General features: G+C 40.3%; 21 protein-coding genes. 5 read left to right on the plus strand and 16 right to left on the minus strand.

Going from position 1 to position 24,972, the window contains the following annotated elements; translation table 11 throughout:
* Window positions 1-283: 283 nt before the first annotated feature.
* Window positions 284-3,475, plus strand: coding sequence for a S8 family peptidase (locus ACFX40_RS03040; protein WP_377254025.1), 3,192 nt, complete (start codon window positions 284-286; stop codon window positions 3,473-3,475).
* 39 nt (window positions 3,476-3,514) lie between these two features.
* Here ACFX40_RS03040 and corA read toward each other — a convergent pair whose 3' ends face one another.
* Complete coding sequence (gene corA, locus ACFX40_RS03045; protein ID WP_013055874.1) at window positions 3,515-4,486, minus strand: magnesium/cobalt transporter CorA; 972 nt, start codon at window positions 4,484-4,486, stop codon at window positions 3,515-3,517.
* Between the two features lie 497 nt (window positions 4,487-4,983).
* On the opposite strand from corA, the gene ACFX40_RS03050 reads away from it, so the two are divergent.
* Together ACFX40_RS03050 and ACFX40_RS03055 are read left to right on the plus strand one after the other, a co-directional pair.
* Complete coding sequence (locus ACFX40_RS03050) at window positions 4,984-5,355, plus strand: PilZ domain-containing protein (RefSeq protein ID WP_028407825.1); 372 nt, start codon at window positions 4,984-4,986, stop codon at window positions 5,353-5,355.
* A 76-nt stretch (window positions 5,356-5,431) separates the two neighbouring features.
* On the plus strand, window positions 5,432-6,262 hold the full coding sequence (locus ACFX40_RS03055; RefSeq protein ID WP_251626034.1) for an LCP family glycopolymer transferase: 831 nt from the start codon (window positions 5,432-5,434) through the stop codon (window positions 6,260-6,262).
* A 49-nt stretch (window positions 6,263-6,311) separates the two neighbouring features.
* On the opposite strand, the gene ACFX40_RS03060 is transcribed toward ACFX40_RS03055, so the two are convergent.
* The 6 genes from ACFX40_RS03060 to ACFX40_RS03085 form a co-directional block, all read right to left on the minus strand.
* Complete coding sequence (locus tag ACFX40_RS03060) at window positions 6,312-6,953, minus strand: cupin domain-containing protein (RefSeq protein WP_377254027.1); 642 nt, start codon at window positions 6,951-6,953, stop codon at window positions 6,312-6,314.
* Window positions 6,954-7,063: 110 nt separating this feature from the next.
* Complete coding sequence (locus tag ACFX40_RS03065) at window positions 7,064-8,386, minus strand: MATE family efflux transporter (RefSeq protein ID WP_240717448.1); 1,323 nt, start codon at window positions 8,384-8,386, stop codon at window positions 7,064-7,066.
* A gap of 62 nt (window positions 8,387-8,448) precedes the next feature.
* Complete coding sequence (locus ACFX40_RS03070; protein ID WP_377254029.1) at window positions 8,449-9,582, minus strand: DUF2087 domain-containing protein; 1,134 nt, start codon at window positions 9,580-9,582, stop codon at window positions 8,449-8,451.
* 107 nt (window positions 9,583-9,689) lie between these two features.
* Window positions 9,690-10,136, minus strand: coding sequence for a VOC family protein (locus ACFX40_RS03075; RefSeq protein ID WP_377237573.1), 447 nt, complete (start codon window positions 10,134-10,136; stop codon window positions 9,690-9,692).
* 294 nt (window positions 10,137-10,430) lie between these two features.
* Window positions 10,431-11,294, minus strand: a complete 864-nt coding sequence (locus ACFX40_RS03080) for a GRP family sugar transporter (RefSeq protein ID WP_014461163.1) — start codon at window positions 11,292-11,294, stop codon at window positions 10,431-10,433.
* 460 nt (window positions 11,295-11,754) lie between these two features.
* Window positions 11,755-12,732, minus strand: a complete 978-nt coding sequence (locus ACFX40_RS03085) for a carbohydrate kinase family protein (RefSeq protein ID WP_377254031.1) — start codon at window positions 12,730-12,732, stop codon at window positions 11,755-11,757.
* A gap of 455 nt (window positions 12,733-13,187) precedes the next feature.
* Between ACFX40_RS03085 and ACFX40_RS03090 the strand changes: the two genes are divergently transcribed.
* Window positions 13,188-13,514 (plus strand): cyclic-phosphate processing receiver domain-containing protein, encoded by a 327-nt coding sequence (locus ACFX40_RS03090; RefSeq protein WP_025749520.1) that lies wholly within the window; start codon window positions 13,188-13,190, stop codon window positions 13,512-13,514.
* A gap of 216 nt (window positions 13,515-13,730) precedes the next feature.
* Here the strand turns inward: ACFX40_RS03090 and ACFX40_RS03095 are convergent, their stop codons facing one another.
* The 5 genes from ACFX40_RS03095 to ACFX40_RS03115 all read right to left on the minus strand — a co-directional run bounded on the left by ACFX40_RS03095 (window position 13,731) and on the right by ACFX40_RS03115 (window position 19,546).
* Window positions 13,731-14,567: a formate/nitrite transporter family protein gene (locus ACFX40_RS03095; RefSeq protein WP_377254033.1), complete on the minus strand. Its 837-nt coding sequence runs from the start codon at window positions 14,565-14,567 to the stop codon at window positions 13,731-13,733.
* A 24-nt stretch (window positions 14,568-14,591) separates the two neighbouring features.
* Window positions 14,592-15,362, minus strand: a complete 771-nt coding sequence (gene cobA / locus ACFX40_RS03100) for a uroporphyrinogen-III C-methyltransferase (RefSeq protein ID WP_050691768.1) — start codon at window positions 15,360-15,362, stop codon at window positions 14,592-14,594.
* 71 nt (window positions 15,363-15,433) lie between these two features.
* Window positions 15,434-15,760: a nitrite reductase small subunit NirD gene (nirD, locus tag ACFX40_RS03105; protein ID WP_098332222.1), complete on the minus strand. Its 327-nt coding sequence runs from the start codon at window positions 15,758-15,760 to the stop codon at window positions 15,434-15,436.
* Between the two features lie 18 nt (window positions 15,761-15,778).
* Window positions 15,779-18,193 (minus strand): nitrite reductase large subunit NirB, encoded by a 2,415-nt coding sequence (gene nirB / locus ACFX40_RS03110; protein WP_377254035.1) that lies wholly within the window; start codon window positions 18,191-18,193, stop codon window positions 15,779-15,781.
* A gap of 606 nt (window positions 18,194-18,799) precedes the next feature.
* Window positions 18,800-19,546, minus strand: coding sequence for an SGNH/GDSL hydrolase family protein (locus tag ACFX40_RS03115; protein ID WP_377254037.1), 747 nt, complete (start codon window positions 19,544-19,546; stop codon window positions 18,800-18,802).
* Between the two features lie 399 nt (window positions 19,547-19,945).
* Here ACFX40_RS03115 and ACFX40_RS03120 point away from each other — a divergent pair, with 399 nt between their 5' ends.
* On the plus strand, window positions 19,946-20,437 hold the full coding sequence (locus ACFX40_RS03120; protein ID WP_053486977.1) for a sigma-70 family RNA polymerase sigma factor: 492 nt from the start codon (window positions 19,946-19,948) through the stop codon (window positions 20,435-20,437).
* A 101-nt stretch (window positions 20,438-20,538) separates the two neighbouring features.
* Here the strand turns inward: ACFX40_RS03120 and ACFX40_RS03125 are convergent, their stop codons facing one another.
* From ACFX40_RS03125 to garR, 4 genes are all read right to left on the minus strand, one after another.
* Window positions 20,539-21,018 (minus strand): competence protein ComK, encoded by a 480-nt coding sequence (locus ACFX40_RS03125; protein ID WP_098332219.1) that lies wholly within the window; start codon window positions 21,016-21,018, stop codon window positions 20,539-20,541.
* A 104-nt stretch (window positions 21,019-21,122) separates the two neighbouring features.
* The gene (locus ACFX40_RS03130; RefSeq protein ID WP_377254039.1) at window positions 21,123-22,481 is read right to left on the minus strand and encodes a GntT/GntP/DsdX family permease; all 1,359 of its coding nucleotides are present in this window, start codon (window positions 22,479-22,481) and stop codon (window positions 21,123-21,125) included.
* 106 nt (window positions 22,482-22,587) lie between these two features.
* Window positions 22,588-24,027 carry a four-carbon acid sugar kinase family protein gene (locus tag ACFX40_RS03135; RefSeq protein ID WP_377254041.1) on the minus strand — a complete coding sequence of 480 codons (1,440 nt, stop codon included), beginning with the start codon at window positions 24,025-24,027 and terminating at the stop codon, window positions 22,588-22,590.
* Window positions 24,024-24,926, minus strand: coding sequence for a 2-hydroxy-3-oxopropionate reductase (gene garR / locus ACFX40_RS03140; RefSeq protein ID WP_114894485.1), 903 nt, complete (start codon window positions 24,924-24,926; stop codon window positions 24,024-24,026). The genes ACFX40_RS03135 and garR overlap by 4 nt, the downstream gene beginning before the upstream one ends.
* Between the last annotated feature and the right edge of the window lie 46 nt (window positions 24,927-24,972).

Raw genomic sequence — 24,972 nt, forward strand, 5'->3', positions numbered from 1 at the left:
AAACCGATCAGATTTTCTCCAGTGAATTCTGCTTTGAAAAATAATTCTCATTCCCTTCTTCCCTTTTCAGCGTACTCTCGCCTCGTATAAACAGGCTCAATCTTTATTATTCCAATTTTTTCTACTTTTTGCAACTAGGACTTATCTCACCATTTGTTATACGAGATTAATAACTTGACAAAATACTAAAATAAGCAACAGTAATTATTTACAAATTTTTAAACTTTATGGTTTAATAGGTATGTAATTCCTGTTTTTTACTATATTTTTTTGGAGGTTTAACATGAAAAAAGGGTCAATTTATCGTTTTATTGCTTTTGCTTTAATGTTCACCTTGTGTTTTAGCCAATTAGGCTTACTGAAAACACAAGCGGCAGGCAATCCTCCTGCTAATGAAAAAACATTAAGCATTGGTAAAGCAGCAAAAGGAACATTTACAGAACCAGAACAAACACATTGGTACAAAATTAATCCTTCTAAGCAAGATGTAGCAAAGTTTTCACACTATCGAATTAAGCTTCAAAGTGATGATGAAGTAAATATCACGGTTTACTCCAGTCTTGAAAATGCCAAAAACAACGTGGCATTTGACCGTTATATGGGATACTCTTACAAAGACGAGCCTGCTCAGTTAGATTTTCCAATCGCCTGGACTGGCCCTTATTATGTGAAAGTTGAGTATTATGGAGATGAAGATATCATCATCGAAGACGATACAGAAGAAGATGGAAAAACACCTTCTGAACCTCAACCGGAATTAAAAACAGAAGTTCCTTACACAATCAGCTATGAAGGCGCTTCACTTCCCCCTTCTCAAATGGAGGCAGAAGAATGCCCGGCTGAATTAAGTACAAGCCAAAAAGAAAACGGAAAAGGTATTTTAAAAGATTTGCGCACGATTCGCGACGCTGTGCTTTCAAAAACAGCAAGCGGAAAAGACCTTTCTTCTCTTTATTACAAAGCCGCTCCGTTTATCAGCTCTAAAATGATTATCGATAAATCAATGCGCGAACAAGTATACAAAGATTTAGTTCAGCTAAAAGGTCTATTTACAGATGTGGCGAAAAACGGCGCATCAAGCACGTACATGATTACAAGTGCTGATCAAAAAGCCATCAATGATTTATACAGCATCGCTTATAAATCCGTTCCGGCTGCTTTAAAGAAAGATTTAGACAAAGTAGCGGCGCAGACAAAATTAAAAGACGTAACGGACTTAAACGTATCGTCTGTATTAGTAAGAGCTAAGTTAGTCAGCGCAAACAGCGTTTCAACAAAAGCTGAAACTCGCTATATTGTTAAATTAAAAGATGGTGCAAATGCTAAATCATTCAAAACAAAAGCACAGTCAAAATCAGCAAGCATTGAATCTATTAATCCATTAAAACAATCAGCTGCTTCTTTTGATAATATGTTTGTTATTCAATTAGATGACAGCAATGCAAAAAGCTTCAGCACGTCATCTGCTCAAGGTAAAATGACGGCAAAACAAATTCAGGCACTTCCTGAAACTGAATTTATCGAGCCGGTTCAAGAGTACCACGCTCTTTCAATGGATTCACAATATCCGTATCAATGGTCATTAAACAATACGGGTAAAAATGACGGTACGCAGCATGCCGATATTCAATACGAATCACTTGAAAAATTACTAAACGGTCAAAAATTAAAAGATACGGTTATTGCCGTTGCCGATACGGGCGTCGATTCATCACTAGCTGATTTAAAAGGCGTGGTGGATACAAAAACAGGCTATAACTACGTGGATCGTTCGTCAAATGCAACTGATGACAATGGACATGGAACTCACGTAGCAGGTATTATCGCAGCCTCTGCAAACAATAACTATTCAATGGCCGGCATTAATTCTCATGCGAAGATTTTACCAGTTAAAATTCTAGACGCATCTGGTAGCGGAGATACAGAACAAATTGCGTACGGTATTAAATACGCGGTCGATCACGGTGCAAAAGTCATTAACTTAAGCCTTGGCGGATCTTACAGCCGCGTGCTTGAATATTCATTAAAATATGCATACGATCATAACGTAACGGTTGTAGCAGCAAGCGGAAACGACGGTATGGAAGAACTCTCTTACCCTGCTTCATCTGCCTATGCGATTTCAGTAGGCGCATCAAACCGTTTAGATATCGTATCTGACTACTCAAACTACGGAAAAGGATTAGATATTACAGCTCCAGGCTCTGATATTCCAAGTCTTGTTCCAGACGGAAACGTTACTTACTTAAGCGGAACATCAATGGCAACACCTCACGTGGCAGCCGTTGCGGGATTATTGCTATCACAAAACCCAGGCTTAAAGCCAAAAGACGTTGAAAAACGCCTAACGGATACAGCTAAAGATATTAAGTTTGATGAAAAAGATGCTCCTGTATACGATGATGAAGAAAGTCCAGCAGAACCTCCTGCTCCAGGCTACGATTACGTATCAGGATGGGGACGTTTAAATGCGTACAGCGCGGTAAGTGCACAGCAGCTGCAAGCGCAGGTAAATACATTTGTCAGCACGCAAAAAATTGTTACAGGTAAAGCTCAAAGCGGTTCAACTGTTAAAGTAATGAACGGCTCAAAAACACTTGGCACAGTGAAAGCTGATGCAAAAAATACGTTCTCTGTGAACATTCCAGCTCAAAAAGCTGATACCGTTTTACAAGTAGTTGTAACAAACGGAAAAGCAAGTACGAGCATTCGTGCAGTTGTTCAAAAAGCACCTGCCAAACCAGCGGTAAAAGCCGTGACGAATAAAGATGAATACGTAATAGGAACGTCTAAAGCGAATTTTACGGTAAATGTTAAAAACAGCGCTAAGAAAGTGATTGCTTCAGGAAAAGCTGACGCAAAAGGCGCGTTCAAAGTAAAAATTCCAAAACAAAAAGAAAACACAGTCTTGTACATCACAGCTACAAACAGCCAAAAACAAGAAAGTGAAGAAGTAAAAGTAACGGTGCGTGACGTTATTGCTCCAAATGCACCTAAAGTAAATCCGGTCAGCGACGCGGATACAGCTATTAAAGGAACAGCTGAAGCAAATGCATCTGTTGTAGCGAAAGTAAACAATAAAGAAATCGGCAAAGCAAAAGCCAACGCAAAAGGCCAGTACAGCATTGCCATTAAAAAACAAAAAGCAGGTACAGCAATTAGCGTAACAGCAGCAGACGCAGCTAACAACACAAGTAAAGCTACGACTGTAAAAGTGAGCGATAAAACACCCCCTGCTGCACCAAGCGTCAATGCTGTCACAACAAAAAGCACAGCTGTAACAGGTAAAACAGAAGCAAATGCTACCGTAACGGTAACAGTAAACAAAAAAAGCATTGGCTCTGCTGCTGCTAACAGCAAAGGACAATACTCAGTAAAAATTAAAAAGCAAAAAGAAAAAACAGTCTTAAGCGTAACGGCAAAAGACAAAGCGAACAATACAAGTAAAGCAACAACAAAAACGGTGACAAAATAAAGAAAAAAGGCGCTTGGCTTATGGCCAAGCGCCTTTTTGTTATAAAAGCTGTTTGTTTTTAAAGTATTTCCACATTCCCCACGTTAACACAATTAACATAACGATAATAACAGCGGTAGCCCAGTGGGAATTTTGATATGGAATCGGTACGTTCATCCCAAAAAATCCGGTTACGAACGTCAGCGGAAGCATAATCGTTGAAATCAGCGTTAAGACGTTCAGCTTTTCAGATGAAGTTGCATTGGTAATAGAATAATACGTATCAAGCGCACTGTTTACGAGGTCTCTAAACGTTTCGGCAGAGTCTACAATACGCTCTAAGTGGTCAAGCAAGTCAATATAGAAAGGAACATTTTCTTCTCGTATATCGAATTTCCACTTTCCATTCACCGTTAAGAAAATTCGGCGCTGAGGCAAAATAACGCGACGGATTAAGATAATCGTTCTTTTTAACGCCAAGAACTCTTCCGTCACTCCGCGCACTTCTTTGTTGTAGATTTCATCTTCTAATTCATCAATACGCATGTCAATTCGGTCTAAAATCGGAAAGTATTCGTCCGTGATGCCATCAATCAAAGCATACAGTAAAAAGTCAGCGCCGCGGTTCATAAACTTTGGATAGCGTGAGCACACAGCATCCATTTTACGAAGCCAGCCCATTTTATGTTTATGAATCGTCACTACGTAATTTGATCCGACAAAGGCATTTAACTCAAGCGTCGTAATCTCGTCATCACTTTCTTCGTTATAGCGAAGCGCGTGAAAAACGAAAAATTTATAGTCTTCGTAATCATCCATTTTAGCGCGAGGACTGTCGTGTAAGCAGTCTTCAATCGCCAATGGGTGAAAATCGAATAATTTAGCAATTTGAGCAAGCTCTTGTCCGTGGACATCATACAAATCAATCCACAGCAAATTATCAGGATTGCGCAATTTTTCATGCACGTCTCCTAAATCAAGATTCGTTACCATTTCTTTTGTTTCATCATCATATAAGTATGTTTTAATCATTGATTTTTCACCTCACATCATTGAGGCATTAAGGGGTATTTTCCTTCGTTGAAATGAGAGGAACATATACACCTTTGTTGCCCCTATCTTGTTTTGCAGTAACCTTCATCGAAATGGGGTCATCAGTGCCCATTCATCTCACCTCCTAATTAGTTGAAGGAACGCTGACTTGTAATACAGCTACTTCACAAAGTTTAATTTTAACATACAATCTAACTCTAGCGTAGCGCTTTTTTCAAAACCTTTTCCTCACCTTTTAAAGTTTCAAACAAAACTTCCGATACTATAAAAGCAGTTATAATCGGCAATCGATAACTAATAAAGCTTGAATCTTTCCACAAAGGTCTAGAATATCTACCATGGCCGGTCTTTGGTCATGGTAGATATTCTACACCGATAAACATTATATGTGTGATGGGGAAAAACGTGTAGGAATTTTTGGACTTTCATCGAATACTTACTTAACAAACTTAGATTACGAAAAGGACTGATGATACATGCATTTTAAACGTGAAGAACCGTTTCGCTTTTTATTTGAGACCCCCATTGTTGGAACGTTTTCCATTGCTAAATACGACAACAAAGAAATCGATTCTAAGCCAGGTCCTTTGTCCGTTATCGACCTTTCACCAAAAGGAATCAAAATAATCACGCCGCTTGATTTACCTATTTTTAACCATCAAATTCAGCTAAAAATCAGCTTTTATTTAAATGAAAAACCCATCCATATTACCGGACTTTGCGTGTGGAAAGAAAAACGGCACACCGAATACCTTTATGGCATTGAAGCGTTTAACGATGTGGAAGAACAAGCGATTTTAATCACAGAGCTCAAAACCTACGCCAAGAAAAAGCAAGATAAGCAATAAAAATAGCGCTCATTTGTTTTACTCCCCTTTTAAGATGGCAATACTACGAACGACTTCGATAGAAAAAGGTGAGACGATGAGCAGCAAAGCAAAAAAAGAGTGGATTGGCGGTCTCGTACTATTTTTACTCGTCAGTTTTGTCAGCATCACATTTGCAGGCTATCATACGGTGAAAGCCGCCGTTGAACAAACATATGTACCGCTTGAGCTTGGTAACAAAACACACGTCAATTTAAAAAAAGGGCAACCGTTTTCCCTGCTTTTAATTCAAGAGAACCATCAAAATACGTCATTTGTATATATGACTGTTAATAAACAGCATGAATCAATAAAAATGACCCACTTGCCAGGGTCAACTCAGCTCGGCAATGAAACACTGCGAACCATTTATCACCGAGGAAATATGAATGCTGTCGTAAAGAACGTCGAAACGTATGCAAAGCTTCCTGTTGATTATTATGTCAAAATGGATCAGCAGTCAGTCGTCGATGCTGTAAATAAATTAGGCGGCATTATCGTCACAAACAAACGTGCTTTTGAACAGAGCAACATTGTTTTTCCAAAAGGATCAATTCGTCTTAACGGAAAAGAAGCGCTTATTTTTTTAAAGGAGCGTAATGAGCAAGACATCTTTACTGCGCATGAAAGACAGCTGTCCGTCGCGAAAGCTATTTTCAGCCAAGCAGCTACGATTCCCAATGTTGCAAAGCTGCATTCTCTTGTATTTACGCTCGCTGATCACATTGAAACCAACGCAACGTTTAATGATATCAAACGGATTCAAAAAACCTACAAACCAGCCGTTTCTCACGTAGACAAGCAGCAGTTTCCGCAAAACGAATGGAATCAAAAACAAGTCACAACGCGGCTGTATAAGCATTTAGAACGTAAGGAGCTGTTTTTATAAAAACGCCTCACGAAAAAACCATTGACCATAGGCTCAATGGTTTTTTAGGCTACTTATCTTCAGCAGGCACTACTTTTTCATTTATTTTAACCACAATTCTTTCATCCCGTTCATCTTTGAGATAGCTCTTTTGATAATAAGAATGATTAGGCGGTCCAATGATAACCGTATCCGTAATCGGAGCAACGGCTTCTGCTACTTCGCTTGCGCTTACTCCGTATGCTTTTTGAAACACGATGGGAGGCGTTAAGCGCAGCACGTCGGATCCTTCTGTAGACTCAAATTGATCATTGTTAAAAAAGAGATGAAGATGCGCTTCTTCCGATAAGGGTTCAATCCAATGCCACCAGCCCATCGGTATAAACACAACTTCCCCTTCTTTTATTCGGTAATTGTGCATGTTGCTTGTATCAGGGTCCAAGACAGACACCTGCACTTCACCTGAAACGACGATATCTAATTCCCACGCGTTTGGATGCCAGTGCGGTTCTCTCATATGCCCTTTCGTCATATATAAATCAACAAAAGCACCTCCGAGCATTGCAGGCAGCTGAGTTGAGGTTAGTTGATACGCTATATTTTGATCGTTTCGTTTGAACAGGACGTTTTGCTTATAATTCACTGACAAATTAGGCGTTCCTGAGCTTTTTTTAATATTTGAATTATCCGGCACAAATCCAGATTTACTCATAGTGTCATACCCTCTTTTCATCAAAAAGTTATATGCACTATCCTATTAAAACTCTTAGCTAAGGGTGTTTTAATTAGGAAAAATAAAAAACGAGCGTTTCCACTCGTTTTTTATCCGACAAGACGTTCAATTTTCTTTTTCTTCCATACAAATTGATAATAGCTGTACTGCAGGATTAAGCTGACCACAAACGCCGCTGGATATCCAATCCAAATCCCTTTGATCGCAAGAGAGGTAAACTGCGATAACACGTAGGCTACAGGTACTTCTACACACCAAATAGCCATAATGCTAAATACCGTCGGCCAAAGCACCGTACCGCTTGCTCGCATCGTAGCGGTAATAATTTGCGCATGACCGAAAATCAAATAGCTCCAAAGTGTTATCACTAACAGCTCTTCGGCAATATGGAGCGTATGCTGACTTGTTAAAAACAGAGCTAAAATTTGATTGGAAAAGAGATAAATAAGTAAAATCAATACGCTGCCAATAACGTAATTCAGCATAATTCCAGAGCGGATAACTTCTTTTAAACGCTCAAATTTATTGGCGCCAATCGACTGCGCCGCAAAAATAGAAACCGCAATTCCTAAGCTGATTGCCGGCATTTGTACATAGCTTGCCACTTGGTTCACCGCTCCGTACGCTGCTGTAGCGTCTGAGCCAAATCCGTTTACAAACGTAATAACCGCAATTTCAGAAAGAGAAACTAAAATCATATTGATACTCGCTGGAATCCCTAAACGCATAAGCAGCTTTAAAAGCGTTCCGTCCATTTTTAATGAAATAGATGAGTCAAACTTTAGCGGATGATTTTTCTTGCGTAAATAAACAATCATAATAATGAACGTTAATACAGTTGAAAACACCGTTGCGTACGCAGCACCGTACACTCCAAGCTTTGGTACTCCGATCCATCCAAAAATTAAAATCGGAAGGAAAATGATGTTTAAGACCGTACTCACAACTAAAAAGTAAAAAGGCGTTTTAGAGTCTCCGGTTCCGCGCATAAACGTCGTATAAACAAAGTATAAAAACAAAACAGGAATTGCCACAAACAAAATGCGCGCATAGTGAACCGTTACGTCAATAATATTAGCCGGCGTTCCCATAATCCGAAGAATATCCGGAGCAAATATGCTTCCTAAAACAGCAAGCACAATTCCGACTAAAAAGGTAAACGTGAGCGTGGTACCGATAATTTCTTTGACGCGTTTTTCGTTTTGTGCCCCGTACGCTTGCCCGATTAAAATGGAACTTCCTGAACCAATTCCAATCGAAAACGACACGAGCAGAAAAAACAGAGGAAAAAAAGCGGAAATAGCGGCTAACGCATCAACTCCAAGCGCTCTTCCGACAATAATACTTCCCGCCAGCTGCCCAACTGACTGCATGGCGTTACTTAACATGAGCGGAATCAAAAACACAAGCATCAGCTTACTGACGGACTTTTCTGATTCCACTGCTTCACTTTTCACATCTTGATTCTTCACACCTATTTCTCCTTTGTATCAGCTTTCGGCGAATGATAGCCTTTTTCGCCGTAAGGCTGCAGCTTCTCTAACCATTTCGCTTCCAGTTTCAGCAAATCCTTTTTTGAAAGTGCTTTTTCTTCTTCTCTTTTAATCGTTTCCAGCATCTCAATTGAAAAAGCATCCGCTCCGTACGTATTCCACTCGTTTTGAAGCTCTTTATTTTGATGAGTGTTCGTCTTTAACGTGAACTTTACGCCGTTTAACGTTTTGATGTTAGGCGTAGAGCCAATGTAAATCTTATCGTTGTGAAGATTTTTAATTTGATACACGCCGCCTTCTGTTTTGACTTCTTTCGCTAGCTGCTTCATTTGCTTTTTACAGTCTTTTGATTCCATACTCATCTCTGTCTCTCCTTTTCTCCAGTAGCTGCTTCCGTCTGCGCTGCGCTCTAAGAAACCGTACTCAATTAAATAGCGTCGCAGCACCGCGTAGTCGTCATAAAAAGGTGTTAACTTATCATTTACTTCTTTTTCGGTATACGTTGTTCCAACATCAAAATGCCCGCTTAACTCTTCAAGAACAACAAGACGGTGTTTTTCTTTCAAATGAAAAGTACGAAGAGGTCCGTTTAAACCTTGCGGAAAATTCTTCGCTAAAATTTTTTCACGTTCTTCATCACTGACGCTGTAGCTCTGACTTCTTCTAGGCGCCGTATTTGTTACGGATACCGCTTTTTCTTCTTCCCCGTCGTTCAACAGTTCCATGAGCGTTAAAAACACTTTTGCCTGACGCTCTTTTTTCTTTAACGTAAAGCGGTGATTTCGAATGGTCGATGAACTGCCAATTCCCATTTCTTTTTGAATATCACTATCGCTTTTTCCTTCTTTAAAAAACTTCACTAAATTTTTTTGATGATCAGACAGACCCGTTACATCTTTATCTAGCGCTATTAAATGTTGGAATACAGACCCGTGCTGCTGCTCCACATGAAGCTTCATATAACGTTTTGCTTCATAAAAAACACCTTCCACCGGATAAATAATGCCTTTTTCAATGCTTTCACCGCACAGTAAGCAGTGGTAGTGATCTTCACTTTCCCCGTACCCTTTTTTCATCTCTTCAAAAGATGATTCCCAAAACAAATCGTTCACCATATAAATAGACACCTTTCTTATTTGTTTATTAATTTATAAACAAATATATTATATGTTTATTATTATGTCAAACTTATGTTTATGATACACAAAAAAAACAGCAGTTTTCACTGCTGTTTCTTGTTCCATTCACTTAAATACGGAAAATCCTTAGATACGACAGGCTTATCATCTAAAAGTGTAATTAACTCCAAACTGTTACCGTCAGGGTCATTAAAATACACGCACGCTGCCGGCATCCACGTATGAACAATCGGTTCTGTTTGCGGCTTTCCAAACGACGTCTCTTCCGGTTCAATACCTTTTGAACGCAGCCACGTTAACGCTTCATGAATATCAGCTGCTTCAATTCCAAAAGCAAAATGACTTCTTTTCAACTCTTTTTCATCGGTTTCCCAAAGTCCAAGCATCTGCTTTTGTTCCCCAACAAAGAAAAAAGCACAGCGCCTCTCTTCAACTCGATGAACAAACGTCAGCCCAAGACGTCTATAAAACTCAATCGAATCCTCCAAACTCCGAACCTGCACATGCGTCTCATAAATACTCTTAATCATAGCCTCTCCTCCATCCTTTTCTCCTACTATAAGCCATCTCACACCAAACAGCTTCCTAACAAAGAATGAAAAACAATCAGCCTTAAGAATGAGAAACCCCAACATAAACATGCAGCCTTGAAATTCCGAAGAGCACTGAAGAACACTAAGATTTGGTTTCTACTAAGGTTTTGACCTTCACTAAGGGTTTGAGGCTACCCCGCAAGGGGTGCCTCAAACCCTTAGTTCTAGAAAAACCCCCATGGCTGTACTTTAGCCATGGGGGTTTTTCTACATCGATAAATTAAGGATAAATTAAGCGTGGGCTTTTGCGAGGCCGATACAGATACCGCCTGAAATAATCAGTACACTCGCAAGAGATACATAGAATAATTGACGCTTTGTTTTCTTTTCTCCCAAGAAGACAATACCGCCAAAAATTGAAATAACGATACCCATTTGCGATAATGAAAAGCTTGTTGCTACGCCTAGTCTTGATTGAGATAAGAATAAGAACATGTTTCCAGATGCCCAGATTAGACCTGGTAAGATATTACGAATCGTATATTTGTTAAATGGCTTATGTTTGTATGTAATGATTAAGCCGCCAATTAACATACCGATTGCTTGCGGGAATAAAGCTGCCCATGCGTCTACGTTGAAGATACGTGCGATAACTACGTAAACTAAGAACCCAAGACTTGAAATGATAAGAGTGATAACTCCTTTTTTCGTTTGTCCTGGAGTCCCTTGTGCTCCTTCTTTTTTACCGTCTAATGAAGAAAGCACAACGCCTGCTAGTATTAAAAGAATCGCAATAGATCCAAGTACAATCGTTTGAAGCGTTGACCATTCTTTAAATACAATAACACCAAAAAGAGCTGTTGATACTAATTGCATACCCGTTGAAATCGGCATTGACTTTGAAACACCAAGGTATGGAACACTTTTAAACTGATTGCTTTGACCTACTGACCAGAACAAACCTGAAACAATTCCGACAATAACGAGCGTTGGCGTTAACACCGGCTGCACAATCATAAACTGAACAAATGAAAGAATCAAAGCTCCAATAATTGTTCCCAGCGTTTGACTGTAAGGTCCACCGCCCATCTTCATACTAACTAAAATCATGCTTCCCCACGCAACGGAAGGAAGAACACCTAGCAAAATATCCATCTTTCTCTTAACCTACTTTCCTATTTCTAATCTATGTACATCGTATGTAACGACCTGCTGCTTTTCTTTCATCAAGGGCAAAGAGTCAAGCACTTATACTCCCTCGAATATTCCCCCAAAGGTCCACTTACGCGGATGATGCCTACCCCGCAAGGGAGGCAGCAACCGCTTAGGTCTAGAAAATTTAATAGGGTCGCTCTTTGATCCTATTAAATTTCCTACATCGATAAATATATAACGTTTTCATAAATGGTGGTAAAACTGCTATTTCTTGCTGCTCGTATTATACTAACACGAACATTTATTATTTAGCTAGAAATTTTTTTGATTATTTTTTAAAAACAGAAAAAATTTTTTTCTTCTTACTCCGCAGCTCGCTTCTCCCTCTTATGTGATCTGCAATCAGCAGAAACAGACGCCTCTGCTGATTGAAAATAAGAAGAGATAAAGCCTTTTCATTTTAGTTAGCTACAGGCTTACAAAATTGCTCTACTACTTCTTTAGCTGGGATTGAGCTGATCGCACCTTTTCCAGTTGTCGTTAAGGCACCGCTTGCATTTGCAAAACGTAAAATAGCATCGTGGTCAGAGTCAAGAATAGCCGTTAAATTTTCCTGTGACACATCGCGGCTTAATAGCTGATAAAGGAATCCGCCAATAAACGCATCTCCTGCACCTGTTGTATCAACAACCGCTACTTTGTAACCGTTTGATTCATAGACAGCTTGTTTTGTATAAAGCGTTGCGCCTTCTGCACCTTTTGTAAACACAACTACTTGAACGTCACCTGTAAATAGAGACTGAACTGCTTGCTGTTCATCTTCAATGCCTGTGATAAAAGCTAGCTCGTCGTCTGAAATTTTGACAATGTGCGCTTGTGGAATAAATTCTAAAATCGTTTGACGGCATAGCTCATGGTCTTTCCACAGTGGAAGACGTACATTTGGATCAAAGCTGATAACGCCGCCTTTTTCTTTCATGCTTTTAATCGCTTTCATATGAGCGTATTTCATAGGGCTTTCAACTAAATCAACCGAACAGAAGTGAAGAACATCGTTGCTTGCAAACCAATCAGGGTTAATTTCGTCTTCAGTTAGCAATAAATCTGCTGAAGGATTACGATAAAAGCTGAAATCTCTTTCTCCGTCTTCACGCAGGGAAACGAAAGCTAAAGCTGTGTTTGCTTCTTCTGTACGATAGATCATATCAGTACCTACTCCTACTTCACGAAGCGTATCTACTAGAAAGTCTCCAAACGCATCTTCCCCAACTTTTGTAATAAGCGCTGACTCATTACCATATGTAGCAACAACTGCTGCAACGTTTGCCGGCGCTCCGCCTGGCACACGCGTAAACGATTCCACTTCTTTCAATTGAAGACCTTTTTGAGCTGGAATCATATCAATTAATACTTCACCGATACTAAATAACTTACCCATTCTATTCACCTTACTTTTCTTTTTTGTCATATTGTCATACTATGTTCCAAAAAATCCTTAAATCAAATTATACGTCCCAAACATCTTTTTCGTAAAGAGAAATTTCCAATTTATTTTAAAAAAATCACAAATTATCGTTTTTTTCTCACAATGTTTTAATGGTTAATTCGGTTCTATCCCTTGTCAAATCTAGGATTTAAATGACTCTCTTACACAAAGGTCGCGGAATAAAAAAAGTGAATTTCCAGTTTAAACTGTTTATTTATTCATTTTTCGTTCGACATCTCTTTCCTTATTTCCTGTTTATTCGCCTCGAATATGCAAATAATGATAAAAATTCGTGTTTTTACCCCTATTTAAGAAGGAATAGCTTAAAACGTGTCGAATAGACTTAGGTAGGTATATGACATTATGTATGTTACACTAAATACAAGGCAAGGAAGGGAGAATCAGTCATGAAAATCAATGTTTTTCTAGACGACTATCGCAAATGCCCTGACGGTCATGTTTTAGCCGAAACGATTGATGAATGTATTGATCTGCTAAGATCATTCGATGTTGAACATTTATCACTCGATCACGATTTACTGAGTAAGACACGGAATGGATTAATGCTCGTGCATTTTATGGTAAAGCATCATTTATATGCCGATCGAATTACGATTCACTCCGCTAATCATTCAGGTAGCAAAGCAATGTACAACTGCTTTAAGGACGCTCAAAAAGAGCATAAAATGCCAAACAACATTAAAATTCTAAGATGCCCTCTGCCTCTTCGATGATACCTGCACCCTCACACATTCATTTCAACAGAATCTGTCCGATTCAATTCTCACAGACATCCTGTTTCTATAAAATGAAGAACAATACTGCTTGTTCGATACGTATAGATGTGAATACGCTTTAAGCAGTTTATATTATATAGAAGAAACCGCTCTAAAATACCGTGATGATAGCTTTAAAAAGCAGACTACATGGTACAAAGAGCGGTTTTTTTGTTATTTAGACAGTTTAGCAGAATTCAAGTCAGCTGAGAGAGGAGCCGGCTGTTTTTCGTTTTCTTTCAGCTGCCTAGCGTTCACGAACCAGTAAATGCTTCCCACAAACAGACCTCCCCCTACGATGTTTCCGAGTGTAACGGGAATTAAATTATGAAATAGCCCAGCAGCCGAAATCGCATCAGGATGCGGAAGCAATAAAGCTAGACCAAGAAACGTCATATTTGCCACGCTGTGCTCGTACCCTGAAGCAACAAATGCAAACAGCATCCAAAAAATGAGCATGATCTTTGCCGCATCGCTTTTAGTGCGCGTAGCCGTCCAAATTGCCAGGCAAACAAGCCAGTTGCAAAGGATGCCGCGAAAAAACAATTCACTGACCGGCAAATTCATTTTTTTAGCTGCCAGCGTCATAAGTAAATGGTTCGGTTCAATTCCTTTAAACAAACCGGTTCCGGTAATTAACAAACAAAGCCCAAACGCACCTATCGCATTTCCGGTAAAACACCACGTCCAGTTTTTAAACGTATCTTTCCACGTAGTGACTCCTGATAGCGTACTAATCGTATAAACCATATGATTCCCCGTAAACAATTCAGCTCCTGCAAATACAACAAGCAGGAGAGCAACAGCAAAAGATAACCCCATCACAAGAGAAACGACCGGTAAAGAAGCAGAAGCTAGAGGCGCTCCTACCGATAGAGCTAATATAACGCCAAGTCCTACATAAGCACCCGCTAGCACAGCTAACAGCAAATAACTCGGCAAATGCTCATTCACAAGCTTAGTCTTTTCACGGGCTAACTCATTCATTGACTGCAGTGAATTCTTAAGCAAAAGTGTTTCCTCCTTTTATTCATCTTAGACGCATACTTTTTCTTCTGTTTTTTCCAAAAACCAAGAAAGAGCAGAAGCTTGCTTCACCACTTCACCAATCACAATCATCGCGGGATTACTCACTTGCTGTTCAGCAGCCGTGTCTACAATTGTGCCAAGCGTGCCCGTAACCGTGCGCTGATAAACCGACGTGCCTTGTTCAATAAGCGCGACCGGCGTATCCGCGCTTTTTCCGGCGTCTAAAAGCTGACGGCAAATATACGGTAAGTTTTTAACGCCCATATAAATCGCAAGCGTATCAACTCCTTTGGCTAAATGCTCCCAGCGAATGCTTTCCGGCTTGCCGCTCAAACAGTGTCCCGTCACAACGGCAAACGAACGGCTCAGCTCACGATGCGTCACAGGAATTCCAGCATAAGCCGGTGCCGCAATGCCCGCTGTAATACCCGGAACGATTTCAAATGGAATTCTATGCTGAGCAAGCACTTCTGCTTCTTCACCGCCTCTTCCGAAAATAAACGGATCTCCGCCTTTTAACCGCACGACGGTGTTTCCTTTTCTTGCGTAGAATACAAGCAAATCATGAATATCCTCTTGAGAAACGCAGTGATCACCAGGCTTTTTCCCGCAGTAGACGAGTTCGGCTCCTTCTTTTGCATACTGAAGAAGAACAGGATTCACTAATCGGTCGTATAAAATAACATCTGCTTTTTCTAAACATTTGGCTGCTTTTATCGTTAGTAAATCTGGATCTCCTGGTCCGGCTCCTACAATGTACACTTTTCCCGTTCTCATTTTTGCTTCGCTCCTTTTAGTGTGTCCCTTTGAATTTTTGTGGCGCGTTGAAAATCAACGCGCCACGGTACTTATTCTTCAATTAAAAGATACAGCAAATCTTCTTCAACAGACGCTTCGTACGTGTCGACACAGCCGCTGTCAGGCTCTTGCACGTTACCGTCATGCAAGCAAATTTTCCAGTCGTGCATCGGACAGAACACCGAGTCGCCGCTGACGATTCCTTCACTTAGCACCCCGCCTTTATGCGGACAGCGATTTTCAATTGCTCTTATTTTTCCGCTTGATAGCTTAAACACCGCAATTTCTTTTCCGTTTACTTTCACTGTTTTACCTAGGCTTACCGGAAAATCATGAATCGACCCTACGCATACTTTTGTAATGTTTTTATTCACCATCTTTATTTCCCCCCAGCTTTATGATGTGACAACTGTTTCGAACAGCTCTTTTTTCGTCTTTTTGCTTTCGACGATTTCTTTCCAAGGATCACGGTACGTAGATAACGCTTCGTCCATACGCATATTCAGCTCTCTTCTCGTCTGGGCGTCATCAAGCACGGACTGAATGTGTGACAGTCCCATCCGCTCAATCCATGCAGACGTACGCTCTAAGTAATTAGCCGTTTCTCGGTAATACTGCAAATAAGCTCCTGTGATGTCCATCAATTCTTCGTCTGTTTTTACTTTATACAATAAATCTCCGCCGCGAAGATGCGTACCTCCATTTCCGCCCACATAAATTTCCCAGCCGCCGTCGATTCCAATAAAGCCAATATCTTTAATGCCTGACTCAGCACAGCTTCTCGGACAAGCAGATACAGCCATTTTCACTTTATGAGGCGTCCATAGTCCTTCAAATTTTTTCTCAAGCACAATTCCAACGCCCATTGAATCCTGCGTGCCAAAACGGCAAAACTGTTCGCCGACGCATGTTTTCACCGTCCGCAGCGACTTGCCGTACGCGTAGCCAGAAGGCATATCTAACTCTTCCCATACGCTAGGCAAATCTTCTTTTTTAACACCAAACAAATCAAGACGCTGACCACCCGTCACTTTTACGAGCGGAATTTCATATTTATCAACAACATCGGCAATTTTCCGTAAATCTTCTGCATTTGTGACGCCTCCGTACATGCGAGGAACAACAGAATACGTGCCGTCTTTTTGAATATTTGCGTGCATGCGTTCATTCACAAATCGCGATTCGCGTTCATCAACGTATCCAGTTGGATTCACCATACCTAAATAATAATTTAGCGCCGGACGGCATTTCGAACAGCCTTCTTCATTATTCCAGCCAAGTACATTCATCACTTCACGCGTATGCGAAAGTCCTTTTGCTTTAATTTCTTCGACAACTTCATCTCGTGATAGAGTCGTACAGCCGCAAATCGCTTCTTTTTGAACCGCCGCCTCAAAGTCAGCGCCAAGCGTATGCTGAAGCACTTCCGCTACAAGCGGTTTACATCCTCCACAAGAGCGAGAGGCACTTGTACAAGCTTTGATTTCATCAACCGATGAGCATCCTTGTTTTTGGATCGCTTCCACAATCGTACCTTTTGTTACGCCGTTACAGCCGCAAATAATATCATCGGCGCTCATGCTTGCTACTAAGCTTTCACCCGCGTTACCGCCAGATGGCTGTAAAATCGACACTTTTGCGACATCGGATACATCTTCTTGTTTTTGAATCATTGAAAACAGTCGATTTCCGTCGCTGCTGTCTCCAAAAAGAACGGCTCCTACAATTTGATTGCCTCGCAAAACAAGCTTTTTATAAATGCCGTCTTGTTCATCGAACACTTTGATCGCTTTTTTCTCTTCATCTTCCGTGAAGTCTCCTGCTGAGAATACTTCAACACCTGATACTTTTAGCTGCGTGGATAAAACCGATCCTTCATAAGGGACTTTTTCTGCACCGCAAATCGCTTTTGCTAATGCTTTTCCTTGTTCATACAGAGGTGCCACCAGTCCGTATACCATTCCTCTATGCTCTGCACATTCTCCAACCGCGTAGATGTTTGGAATATCCGTTTGCATATAGTCATTTACAACAATTCCTCGGTTTACGTTAAGTCCCGCTTCTTTTGCAAGCTGAACATTTGGCTTAATTCCAACCGCCATCACGACTAAATCAGCGTCTAAAAACGTCCCATCTTTAAAAGATAACCCTTCAACTCGCTCATCGCCGACGATTTCTGCGGTTTGTTTTTCAAGCAAAAACTTCATGCCTTGTTTTTCTAATTCGTTTTGAAGCAATTTGCCGGCTGTTGGATCAAGCTGACGTTCCATTAAATACGGAGCTAAATGAATGACAGATACGTCCATTCCCAAATTTAACAGTCCGCGCGCTGCTTCTAATCCAAGCAGTCCGCCTCCAATAACCGCTGCTTTTTTATACTGCTGAGAAGCCTGAAGCATTTCATCCGTGTCTTTTATATCTCGAAAAGCCGTAACTCCTTTTTTATCAGACCCTGGAATCGGAAGAATAAAAGGAAGAGAGCCCGTTGCTAAAATCAACTCATCATACGATTCTACTCTGCCGCTGTTTGTCGCTACTTCTTTTTTCACTGAATCGATACTAGTAACCGTTTCGCCCGTATATAATGTAATATTGTTTTCTTGATACCAGTTCCAATCGTTTAACGTAATGTCTTCAACATTCGTATCTCCTTGCAGCACTTTTGATAGTAAAATACGATTATAGTTTGGATGAGGCTCGCTTCCGAAAATCGTAATTTCAAACGCTTCGCTTGAAACCTTCAATACTTCTTCAATCGCTCGAACTCCAGCCATTCCATTTCCAATCAATACGAGTTTCTTTTTTTGCATCTTCCATTCCTCCCCTGGCGTCTATACCTGCTTGTTCCAAAGATATATTTCCTATGCATCTTTAAAGATACATTTAAGATATATGAATTTTCTGAATCGTTCAACTTATGTGTTAGGTTATCTAACACTGTTATGGTATGTATGCGATTCCATTGCTTTAACAGCAAGCAAAAAAAATAAGTGATCTAATTACGTTTTAATTTGGATCATCCTTTACAATTTATTTTGTGATGTTTTTCACAACATTAATTTAGCAAGAATAAATAACTTGGGCTATGATAAAAATCACTCCTGAATGTTGATAAGCAAAAATAAAAACCTTGAAAATTCTTTATAAAGAATTTTTTAAATAAACCGTTCTTTATAGTATTTACTATTACTCTTGTATTCTTTATAATGAATATATAGACCTTTATAAAGAACAGAACGGAGAATTAAAATGCCACTCGTAAACATTAAAAAACTTTGGACTCCTTTAGAGATCTTTGGCTTTAAGCTTTATAAGTGTAGAGATACAAAAAGCTACTACTATAAAACGAGGAAAAGTCATAATCTAATAAAATTATAAAAAACAAGCCCTATTTCTTTTGAAATAGGGCTTGTTTTTTATTTTCCCGTAAACCAATTCACAACGTACTCTCCCCACACTTCGTTTCCTTTTTTCGTTAAATCCCCGCTGTCTTTATTTATATACTCTCCTAAATGAAACGGCCAAATGAGCGAGTGATTCATATAATATACCCAGTTTGCTTCAGAGACTCCCCTGATCGCTTCTACCCCTTCTTCATAGGACTCGGTTTGTGAAATATATGGCTGTGACGGCTGAATCATAAGGGTTTTTTTCAAGTCTTTGAGCTGATGAATCAGCTTGTCTGTATTTTCAAGCGTCTCATCTAGCGTAAGATGCTGATAATCATTTTTAAGAGGTGCTTCAAACAGAATAATGTTTGGCTGAAGCTGATCAATTTGATCGGCAATATGTGAGGATAAAAGCTCATCCGTTGTCCCGTTACCGTATGAAAGTGTTTTAACCGTAAATACATCACTTCCATATGTAGCTGCTAGCTCTTTTTTTAACTGCTGAGGCCACCCTGCTTCCTTTGCGGATGTGGCAATTACAAGAGTCAGAGGCTTTTTATTTGCGATAGATGACTGGATTTGCTTTGTGATAAAGTCTGGAAGATTTTTTGTATAAGCAGATACATCGGAAAACTGTTTTTCTTTATGTACAACAGCAGTTTTTACTTCACTTGCCTGCGCTTCCGTTTGCTCCTGCCAGTGCTGCGTCCCCGCATACATCACCGCACCGCACAAAACAGCCGCCGCCACATTTACCCCAACCATCGCCTTCATTCAATCTCCCCTTTACAAGTTCTTCTTACACTCTCAGCAAATTGCTTTCATAAAGAAGAACTCAAAATTAGTAGCTCCTGCGAATATACCCTCAAAGGTCTAGCAACTCTATCATCACCGCTCTTCCGTGATGGTAGAGTTGCTACATCGATAATAGATATAGAAATAATTATAGATTAGTAGAAATTGGAATGGGGGACCTTTCGTACGTAAAATCTCTACAAATACACGTATACTTCGCATATTTCCTAGCGAAACGTGAAGTTTCCGGGGAAATTACGTCACGTTTCTTAAAAAGAAAACATAATGTACGTTCATTCGCACATGTGATCTTCCCCTTGTACAGTAGAGATACCGGCGGAATACAGCAAAAACGCGTTTTTGAAAAAGGAATGCCACATGCAAAAAAGCTCGTTTGATCAAATCGCTTCATCTTTTCATCCATTAATTGTGTCGATGATTAAAAAATTTCATATTTACAAAGACTACGACGAATATTATCAAATTGCGTTGATTGGTTTATGGAGAGCGTATCAAAAATTTGACGAAAGCAAAGGATCTTTTTCTGCTTATGCCTACACAACCGTGCGCGGTACGATCCTTTCTCATTTAAAAGGCACCATTTTATACGAAGAACGCGAAACACCGGCTGAGCAGAACCTGCTTTCACTAAATGAAGATCCCGCTCTTCCCGTTCCGCTAGAAAGTGAAATTATCAAGCAGCATATCGAACACTTAACGGGAAGAGAAAAAATCTATGTAATCGAACATCTGCTAGAAGGCTACTCGTATAAAGATATCGCCTATAAATACGGAGTCTCCACGGGAGCCGTTAAAAACTGGGGAAAAGCAGCTCGCAAAAAGCTAAAGGCCTCACTTCTTAGGGAGTAAGAAAAAGAGGAAGCTTATGATAAGCTTCCTCCTTCCGTTCATATGTGTAGTCCAAACGATTGTTCATATGTAGGACAGGTTTGTATGATAAATCGAACGCATTATGCCAAGACAAGCGGACTTTCTAAACAATAATTACGAATAACAGCTGCTCTGGCCAGCTTTTTTTCTAAACTATAATAAGAAAGTTTCACTGGAATGAACGTTCCGTCTTTGAAGTGAATCAGCATAGAGGGTGAATGAACTGAAGCAAGCGTATGTGAAGTATGAACATGAGAGGCAAAAATCCAGGCGCAGCCATAGTCATTTGGCGAAGATGTTGGAAACGCAATGATGGCTTGTGAACGATTAATAACAAGCGGCGTAAGCTGTTTGTACGGAAACATTTTTCGAACGGCAGCGATGGACCCCTTAAACGTACTTAATTCTCGAATGCACGCTTCTTCTAATAATTGCTTACACGTCTTGCTTAGCATGTATTCTCCTGCTGCATCCAGCACCTTTGTGCGGTGAATAGGATCATTCACTGGAATTAATGCTTTTGTCGTCAAACCAATTTGATAATTTTCAACATTTGTCATACATCTACCCCCTTTTGCTACTTTATAACTATTCTATACTATCGAAATGAGGAAAATCTAGTCTTTTTTTCTCATTATTTGAAATATTTTGAATATATTTCGTATTAAAGAAAAATGTCTAAAATAAGAACCATTGCAAACGCTGCAAACGATAGAATCGTTTCCATCACTGTCCACGTTTTTAACGTTTGAGCCACTGACATATTAAAGAATTCTTTGATTAACCAGAAGCCAGAATCATTTACGTGCGATAGCATCACAGAACCTGCGCCTGTTGCTAGTACTAGCAGCTCTGGGCTTACGTTTGGCATCGTTGCTGCAATTGGTGCTACAATACCTGCTGCTGTTGTCATTGCTACTGTTGCTGAACCCACTGCTGCACGAATTAACCCTGCAATCACAAACGCTAGTACGATAGGAGAAAGATGTGCATCTTGAGCAAATCCTGCAATCGCGTCACCTACACCGCTTGCTGTTAAAATTTTATTAAAACCGCCGCCTGCACCGATGATTAAAATAATCGAAGCAACGGGTCCAAGACATTCGTTTGTGAATTTTAATAAATCATCTTTGTTGTACCCTCTTGCAAAACCGAAAGAATAGAAAGCAAACACTAGCGAAATCAATAGCGCAACGATTGGACTTCCGATAAAGTTTGTTACGTAGCGAATCGTACTTGTTTCTGGATAAACAAACCCAGTAATTGTTGCTAAAAGCATTAATAGTACCGGTAGTAAAATAGTAAATAACGTAATTCCGAAGCCAGGAAGATCTTTATGCTTTGACTCAGTGAACTGCTCCATGATTTCACCCGTTGGCTCGACGTGAACACGGCGTGAAATGAACGATCCGTAAATCGGACCTGCCACGGCTGCAGCTGGAAATGCCACAACTAATGAATACAAAATCGTTTTACCTAAATCTGCTTTAAAGATATCCACCGCTAGCATCGCTGCCGGATGCGGAGGTACCAAACTGTGAACAACGGCTAAACCGGCAATTAATGATAAACCGATTTTAATAAGTGACGTACCCGTATGCTTGGCAATTACAAACACAAGAGGAATTAATAACACAACACCAACTTGGAAAAAGACCGGGATACCGCAAATAACGGCTACAACCATCATCGCCCAGTGTACGTTCTTTTCACCGAATACTTTAATTAACGTGCGGGCAATACGCTCGGCTCCGCCTGACTCTGCCATCATTTTACCTAACATCGCTCCAAGACCAAGAACAATCGCGATAAATCCTAAGACGCTCGCTACTCCTTCTTGGAAAGCCGTTACGATATCAGGCAGCTTCATTCCTGAAATAAGACCCATAAACAAAGCCGCGAGAATTAGCGCTACGAACGGATTTGTTTTAAACTTAGCAATTAAAAAGATAAGTCCAACGATCGATACAATTGCATACAGCAAAAGACTTGCTTCATGACTTAATCCGAATACTGAATTCATATGTTCATCCCCTTAGTGTGACCATTTTTCATGTACGTACATCCAAATAATGTATACGCTTTCAAATATTTTCTAAAGTGAACGCACATCGTACGTTCACTTCTTCCTATTTACTTAATAATTCGACCGTTTCACGAAGCGTTGTTTTGGCTCCGACGTTTCCAGGGAAAATGATGTACGCAATGCCTGGAAACTTGCTTTCCTCTCCCGTTACCCACACCGGAATGCCCGGCTTGATTTGTCCAGCAACCGTCGCGCGCTTTACCGATAAGCCTTTTACCCCAATATCACTTGACGTAATGCCGCCTTTTGCCACGATAAAGTTTGGACGAACGTTCAAGCGGTGAACAATGCTTGTAACCGCATCTGAAATTTTTACCGATAATTTAAGCTCTTCTTCTTTTTTGCCTTCGCCAAGATCTAAGCGCTCGCGTCTTGTATACACAGCTACCGTTTGACCTTGTGAAATAAGCTTCTCTGCTTCATTGATAATACGATTCACTTCTTCTTCAAACTTTTCAGGTTCTAAGACAAGATGACAATCAAATTCAATGAATTCAATGAAGCTGCATTTCTTCAATTCTTCTAACTGCTCTGTTGTTTTTTTAACATGCGAACCAACCATAATTAATCCGCCGTTTGACGACTTTTCTTTAATGAGCTCTTCTTTTGTTAACAAATCTTTATCGCTCACGCCGCCCATTACTTTTGTTAGAGCTGCAGCGCTGCGATACATAAAGTGCTTTCCGAGCTTCATCGCGCGAAGAAGCGCAATCGTCACAACTTTCACATCCACGTAATCCACTGCGTTCACGATTACTTTGTTAAAGTCTTTCACTTCCATTAACTGATTTGTGATTGTCACTAAATCAAGGGCACGAATGCTCGTGAGCGAAATATACGTCGTATGACTTGCTTTGAATTTTCCTTCTGACTTTTCTTCTACCCACTCGCCTAAATGAGACTTACTGTAGCCAAACGTACGGTCTTTTGCAAACTCGGTTTCTCCTGCCGGCACTAAGTAGTCTTCATCCTGCACGTAGTGAATGTTATCAACGGTGAATCGTCCGCCTTCTTTAAAGAAAGGAAAAATCACTTCGCCGTCCAGCACTTGATTGGAATGCTGTTCGACGGTTTTCTTTAACACTTCTGTTTCTAACGGATAGTGACCGCGAAGAGTCGAATCACCTCTGCTGATAATTAAAAACTCTTTATCTACTTCAGCCGCTACTTCTGTAATAACAGCGGCAATGTCCGCGTGGGCTTTTTCCGTTTCAGAAGCGGTAAACCCGCGTGAATTTGTTAGAATAAAAAACATGGAGTTTTCCTCTAAAAATCCTTGCTTGATGCTGTCTTTGCTCCAGTCTGTATAGACGGAAATGCCGTTAACCGTTTGAACACCCGTTGGATCATCATCTAGCACAATGATTTTTTGATTAAACGTCAGAAGCTCTTCGTCGAGCATTTTCTGTACAAGTGCTTCATCGACCGCTGGAATGTTTTTAAACACGTCGCTTACAAGACGTTTCTCCTGCTGTTTAATCATGCTTCCACCTTCTTTTTCACTTCAACGTTTGCTAACTTTTCATAGTACTGTACAATTCCGCCGTGATCATCGCTTGCTTTTCCGTCTACTTTTAACGCGTGGAAAATTTCCACAAGCTGACTTGAAAGCGGAAGCGGTACGCCAATGTCATGAGCCGTTTCCATCACGTTTGTCATATCTTTTAAGTTAATATCAATGCGTCCGCCTGCTACAAAGTTGCGGTCTAAAATCAGCGGTACCTTTGCATCTAATACAGCGCTTCCTGCTAATCCGCCGCGAATCGCTTGATACATTTTTTCAACGTCAATGCCTGCTTTGGCTGCTAGTACAAGTGCTTCAGACATCGCTGCAATGTTTAAGTTTACAATCACTTGGTTTGCAAGCTTAGCCGTTACGCCGCTTCCGTTGTCTCCAACAAGCGTTATTTCTGCTCCCATCGCATGAAGAATCGGTGAAACGCTTTCAAAGATGTGCTCATTTCCTCCGACCATAATTGCAAGCGTGCCGTCAATTGCTTTTGGCTCTCCGCCGCTAACCGGAGCGTCTAGCATGTGAATTCCTTTTTGTGCAAGCTCAGCCGCAATTTCTTTTGATGCTACCGGTGAAATGGAACTCATATCGATGATAACGCTTCCTTCTTTGGCGCTATGAATTAACCCTTCTTCTCCAAGCACTACGCTTTTTACATGATGTGAAGCTGGAAGCATCGTGATCATCACTTCGCTGTTCACTGCAACTTCAGCAAGACTTTCTGCTCCAAATCCTCCTGCTGCTTTCACTTCTTCTACTGCTGCTTTATTAATATCGTAAACCGTTACCTCAAAACCTGCTTTTAATAAATTGAGTGTCATCGGTTTTCCCATAATTCCAAGTCCAATAAATCCAACGCGTTTTGTCATTTTCGTTTCCTCCCCTTGTTGTATACGTTTTCAAATATGTTAAAAA

Origin of the sequence: Priestia sp. YIM B13552, assembly GCF_042787775.1 — a bacterium.
Lineage (GTDB): Bacteria > Bacillota > Bacilli > Bacillales > Bacillaceae_H > Priestia > Priestia megaterium_E.

Excerpts from the sequence above, each read along its gene's own strand:
- ACFX40_RS03055 (WP_251626034.1), top strand. The coding sequence starts at position 5,432 with ATGAGCAGCAAAGCAAAAAAAGAGTGGATTGGCGGTCTCGTACTATTT.
- ACFX40_RS03065 (WP_240717448.1), bottom strand. The coding sequence starts at position 8,386 with ATGCTTGTGTTTTTGATTCCGCTCATGTTAAGTAACGCCATGCAGTCA.
- ACFX40_RS03115 (WP_377254037.1), bottom strand. The coding sequence starts at position 19,546 with ATGAAGGCGATGGTTGGGGTAAATGTGGCGGCGGCTGTTTTGTGCGGT.
- nirB (WP_377254035.1), bottom strand. The coding sequence starts at position 18,193 with ATGCAAAAAAAGAAACTCGTATTGATTGGAAATGGAATGGCTGGAGTT.
- ACFX40_RS03050 (WP_028407825.1), top strand. The coding sequence starts at position 4,984 with ATGCATTTTAAACGTGAAGAACCGTTTCGCTTTTTATTTGAGACCCCC.
- garR (WP_114894485.1), bottom strand. The coding sequence starts at position 24,926 with ATGACAAAACGCGTTGGATTTATTGGACTTGGAATTATGGGAAAACCG.
- ACFX40_RS03090 (WP_025749520.1), top strand. The coding sequence starts at position 13,188 with ATGAAAATCAATGTTTTTCTAGACGACTATCGCAAATGCCCTGACGGT.
- nirD (WP_098332222.1), bottom strand. The coding sequence starts at position 15,760 with ATGGTGAATAAAAACATTACAAAAGTATGCGTAGGGTCGATTCATGAT.
- ACFX40_RS03040 (WP_377254025.1), top strand. The coding sequence starts at position 284 with ATGAAAAAAGGGTCAATTTATCGTTTTATTGCTTTTGCTTTAATGTTC.
- ACFX40_RS03125 (WP_098332219.1), bottom strand. The coding sequence starts at position 21,018 with ATGACAAATGTTGAAAATTATCAAATTGGTTTGACGACAAAAGCATTA.
- ACFX40_RS03130 (WP_377254039.1), bottom strand. The coding sequence starts at position 22,481 with ATGAATTCAGTATTCGGATTAAGTCATGAAGCAAGTCTTTTGCTGTAT.
- ACFX40_RS03070 (WP_377254029.1), bottom strand. The coding sequence starts at position 9,582 with ATGGTGAACGATTTGTTTTGGGAATCATCTTTTGAAGAGATGAAAAAA.
- ACFX40_RS03085 (WP_377254031.1), bottom strand. The coding sequence starts at position 12,732 with ATGGGTAAGTTATTTAGTATCGGTGAAGTATTAATTGATATGATTCCA.
- ACFX40_RS03080 (WP_014461163.1), bottom strand. The coding sequence starts at position 11,294 with ATGGATATTTTGCTAGGTGTTCTTCCTTCCGTTGCGTGGGGAAGCATG.
- ACFX40_RS03060 (WP_377254027.1), bottom strand. The coding sequence starts at position 6,953 with ATGAGTAAATCTGGATTTGTGCCGGATAATTCAAATATTAAAAAAAGC.
- ACFX40_RS03120 (WP_053486977.1), top strand. The coding sequence starts at position 19,946 with ATGCAAAAAAGCTCGTTTGATCAAATCGCTTCATCTTTTCATCCATTA.
- ACFX40_RS03135 (WP_377254041.1), bottom strand. The coding sequence starts at position 24,027 with ATGATTAAACAGCAGGAGAAACGTCTTGTAAGCGACGTGTTTAAAAAC.
- cobA (WP_050691768.1), bottom strand. The coding sequence starts at position 15,362 with ATGAGAACGGGAAAAGTGTACATTGTAGGAGCCGGACCAGGAGATCCA.
- ACFX40_RS03075 (WP_377237573.1), bottom strand. The coding sequence starts at position 10,136 with ATGATTAAGAGTATTTATGAGACGCATGTGCAGGTTCGGAGTTTGGAG.
- corA (WP_013055874.1), bottom strand. The coding sequence starts at position 4,486 with ATGATTAAAACATACTTATATGATGATGAAACAAAAGAAATGGTAACG.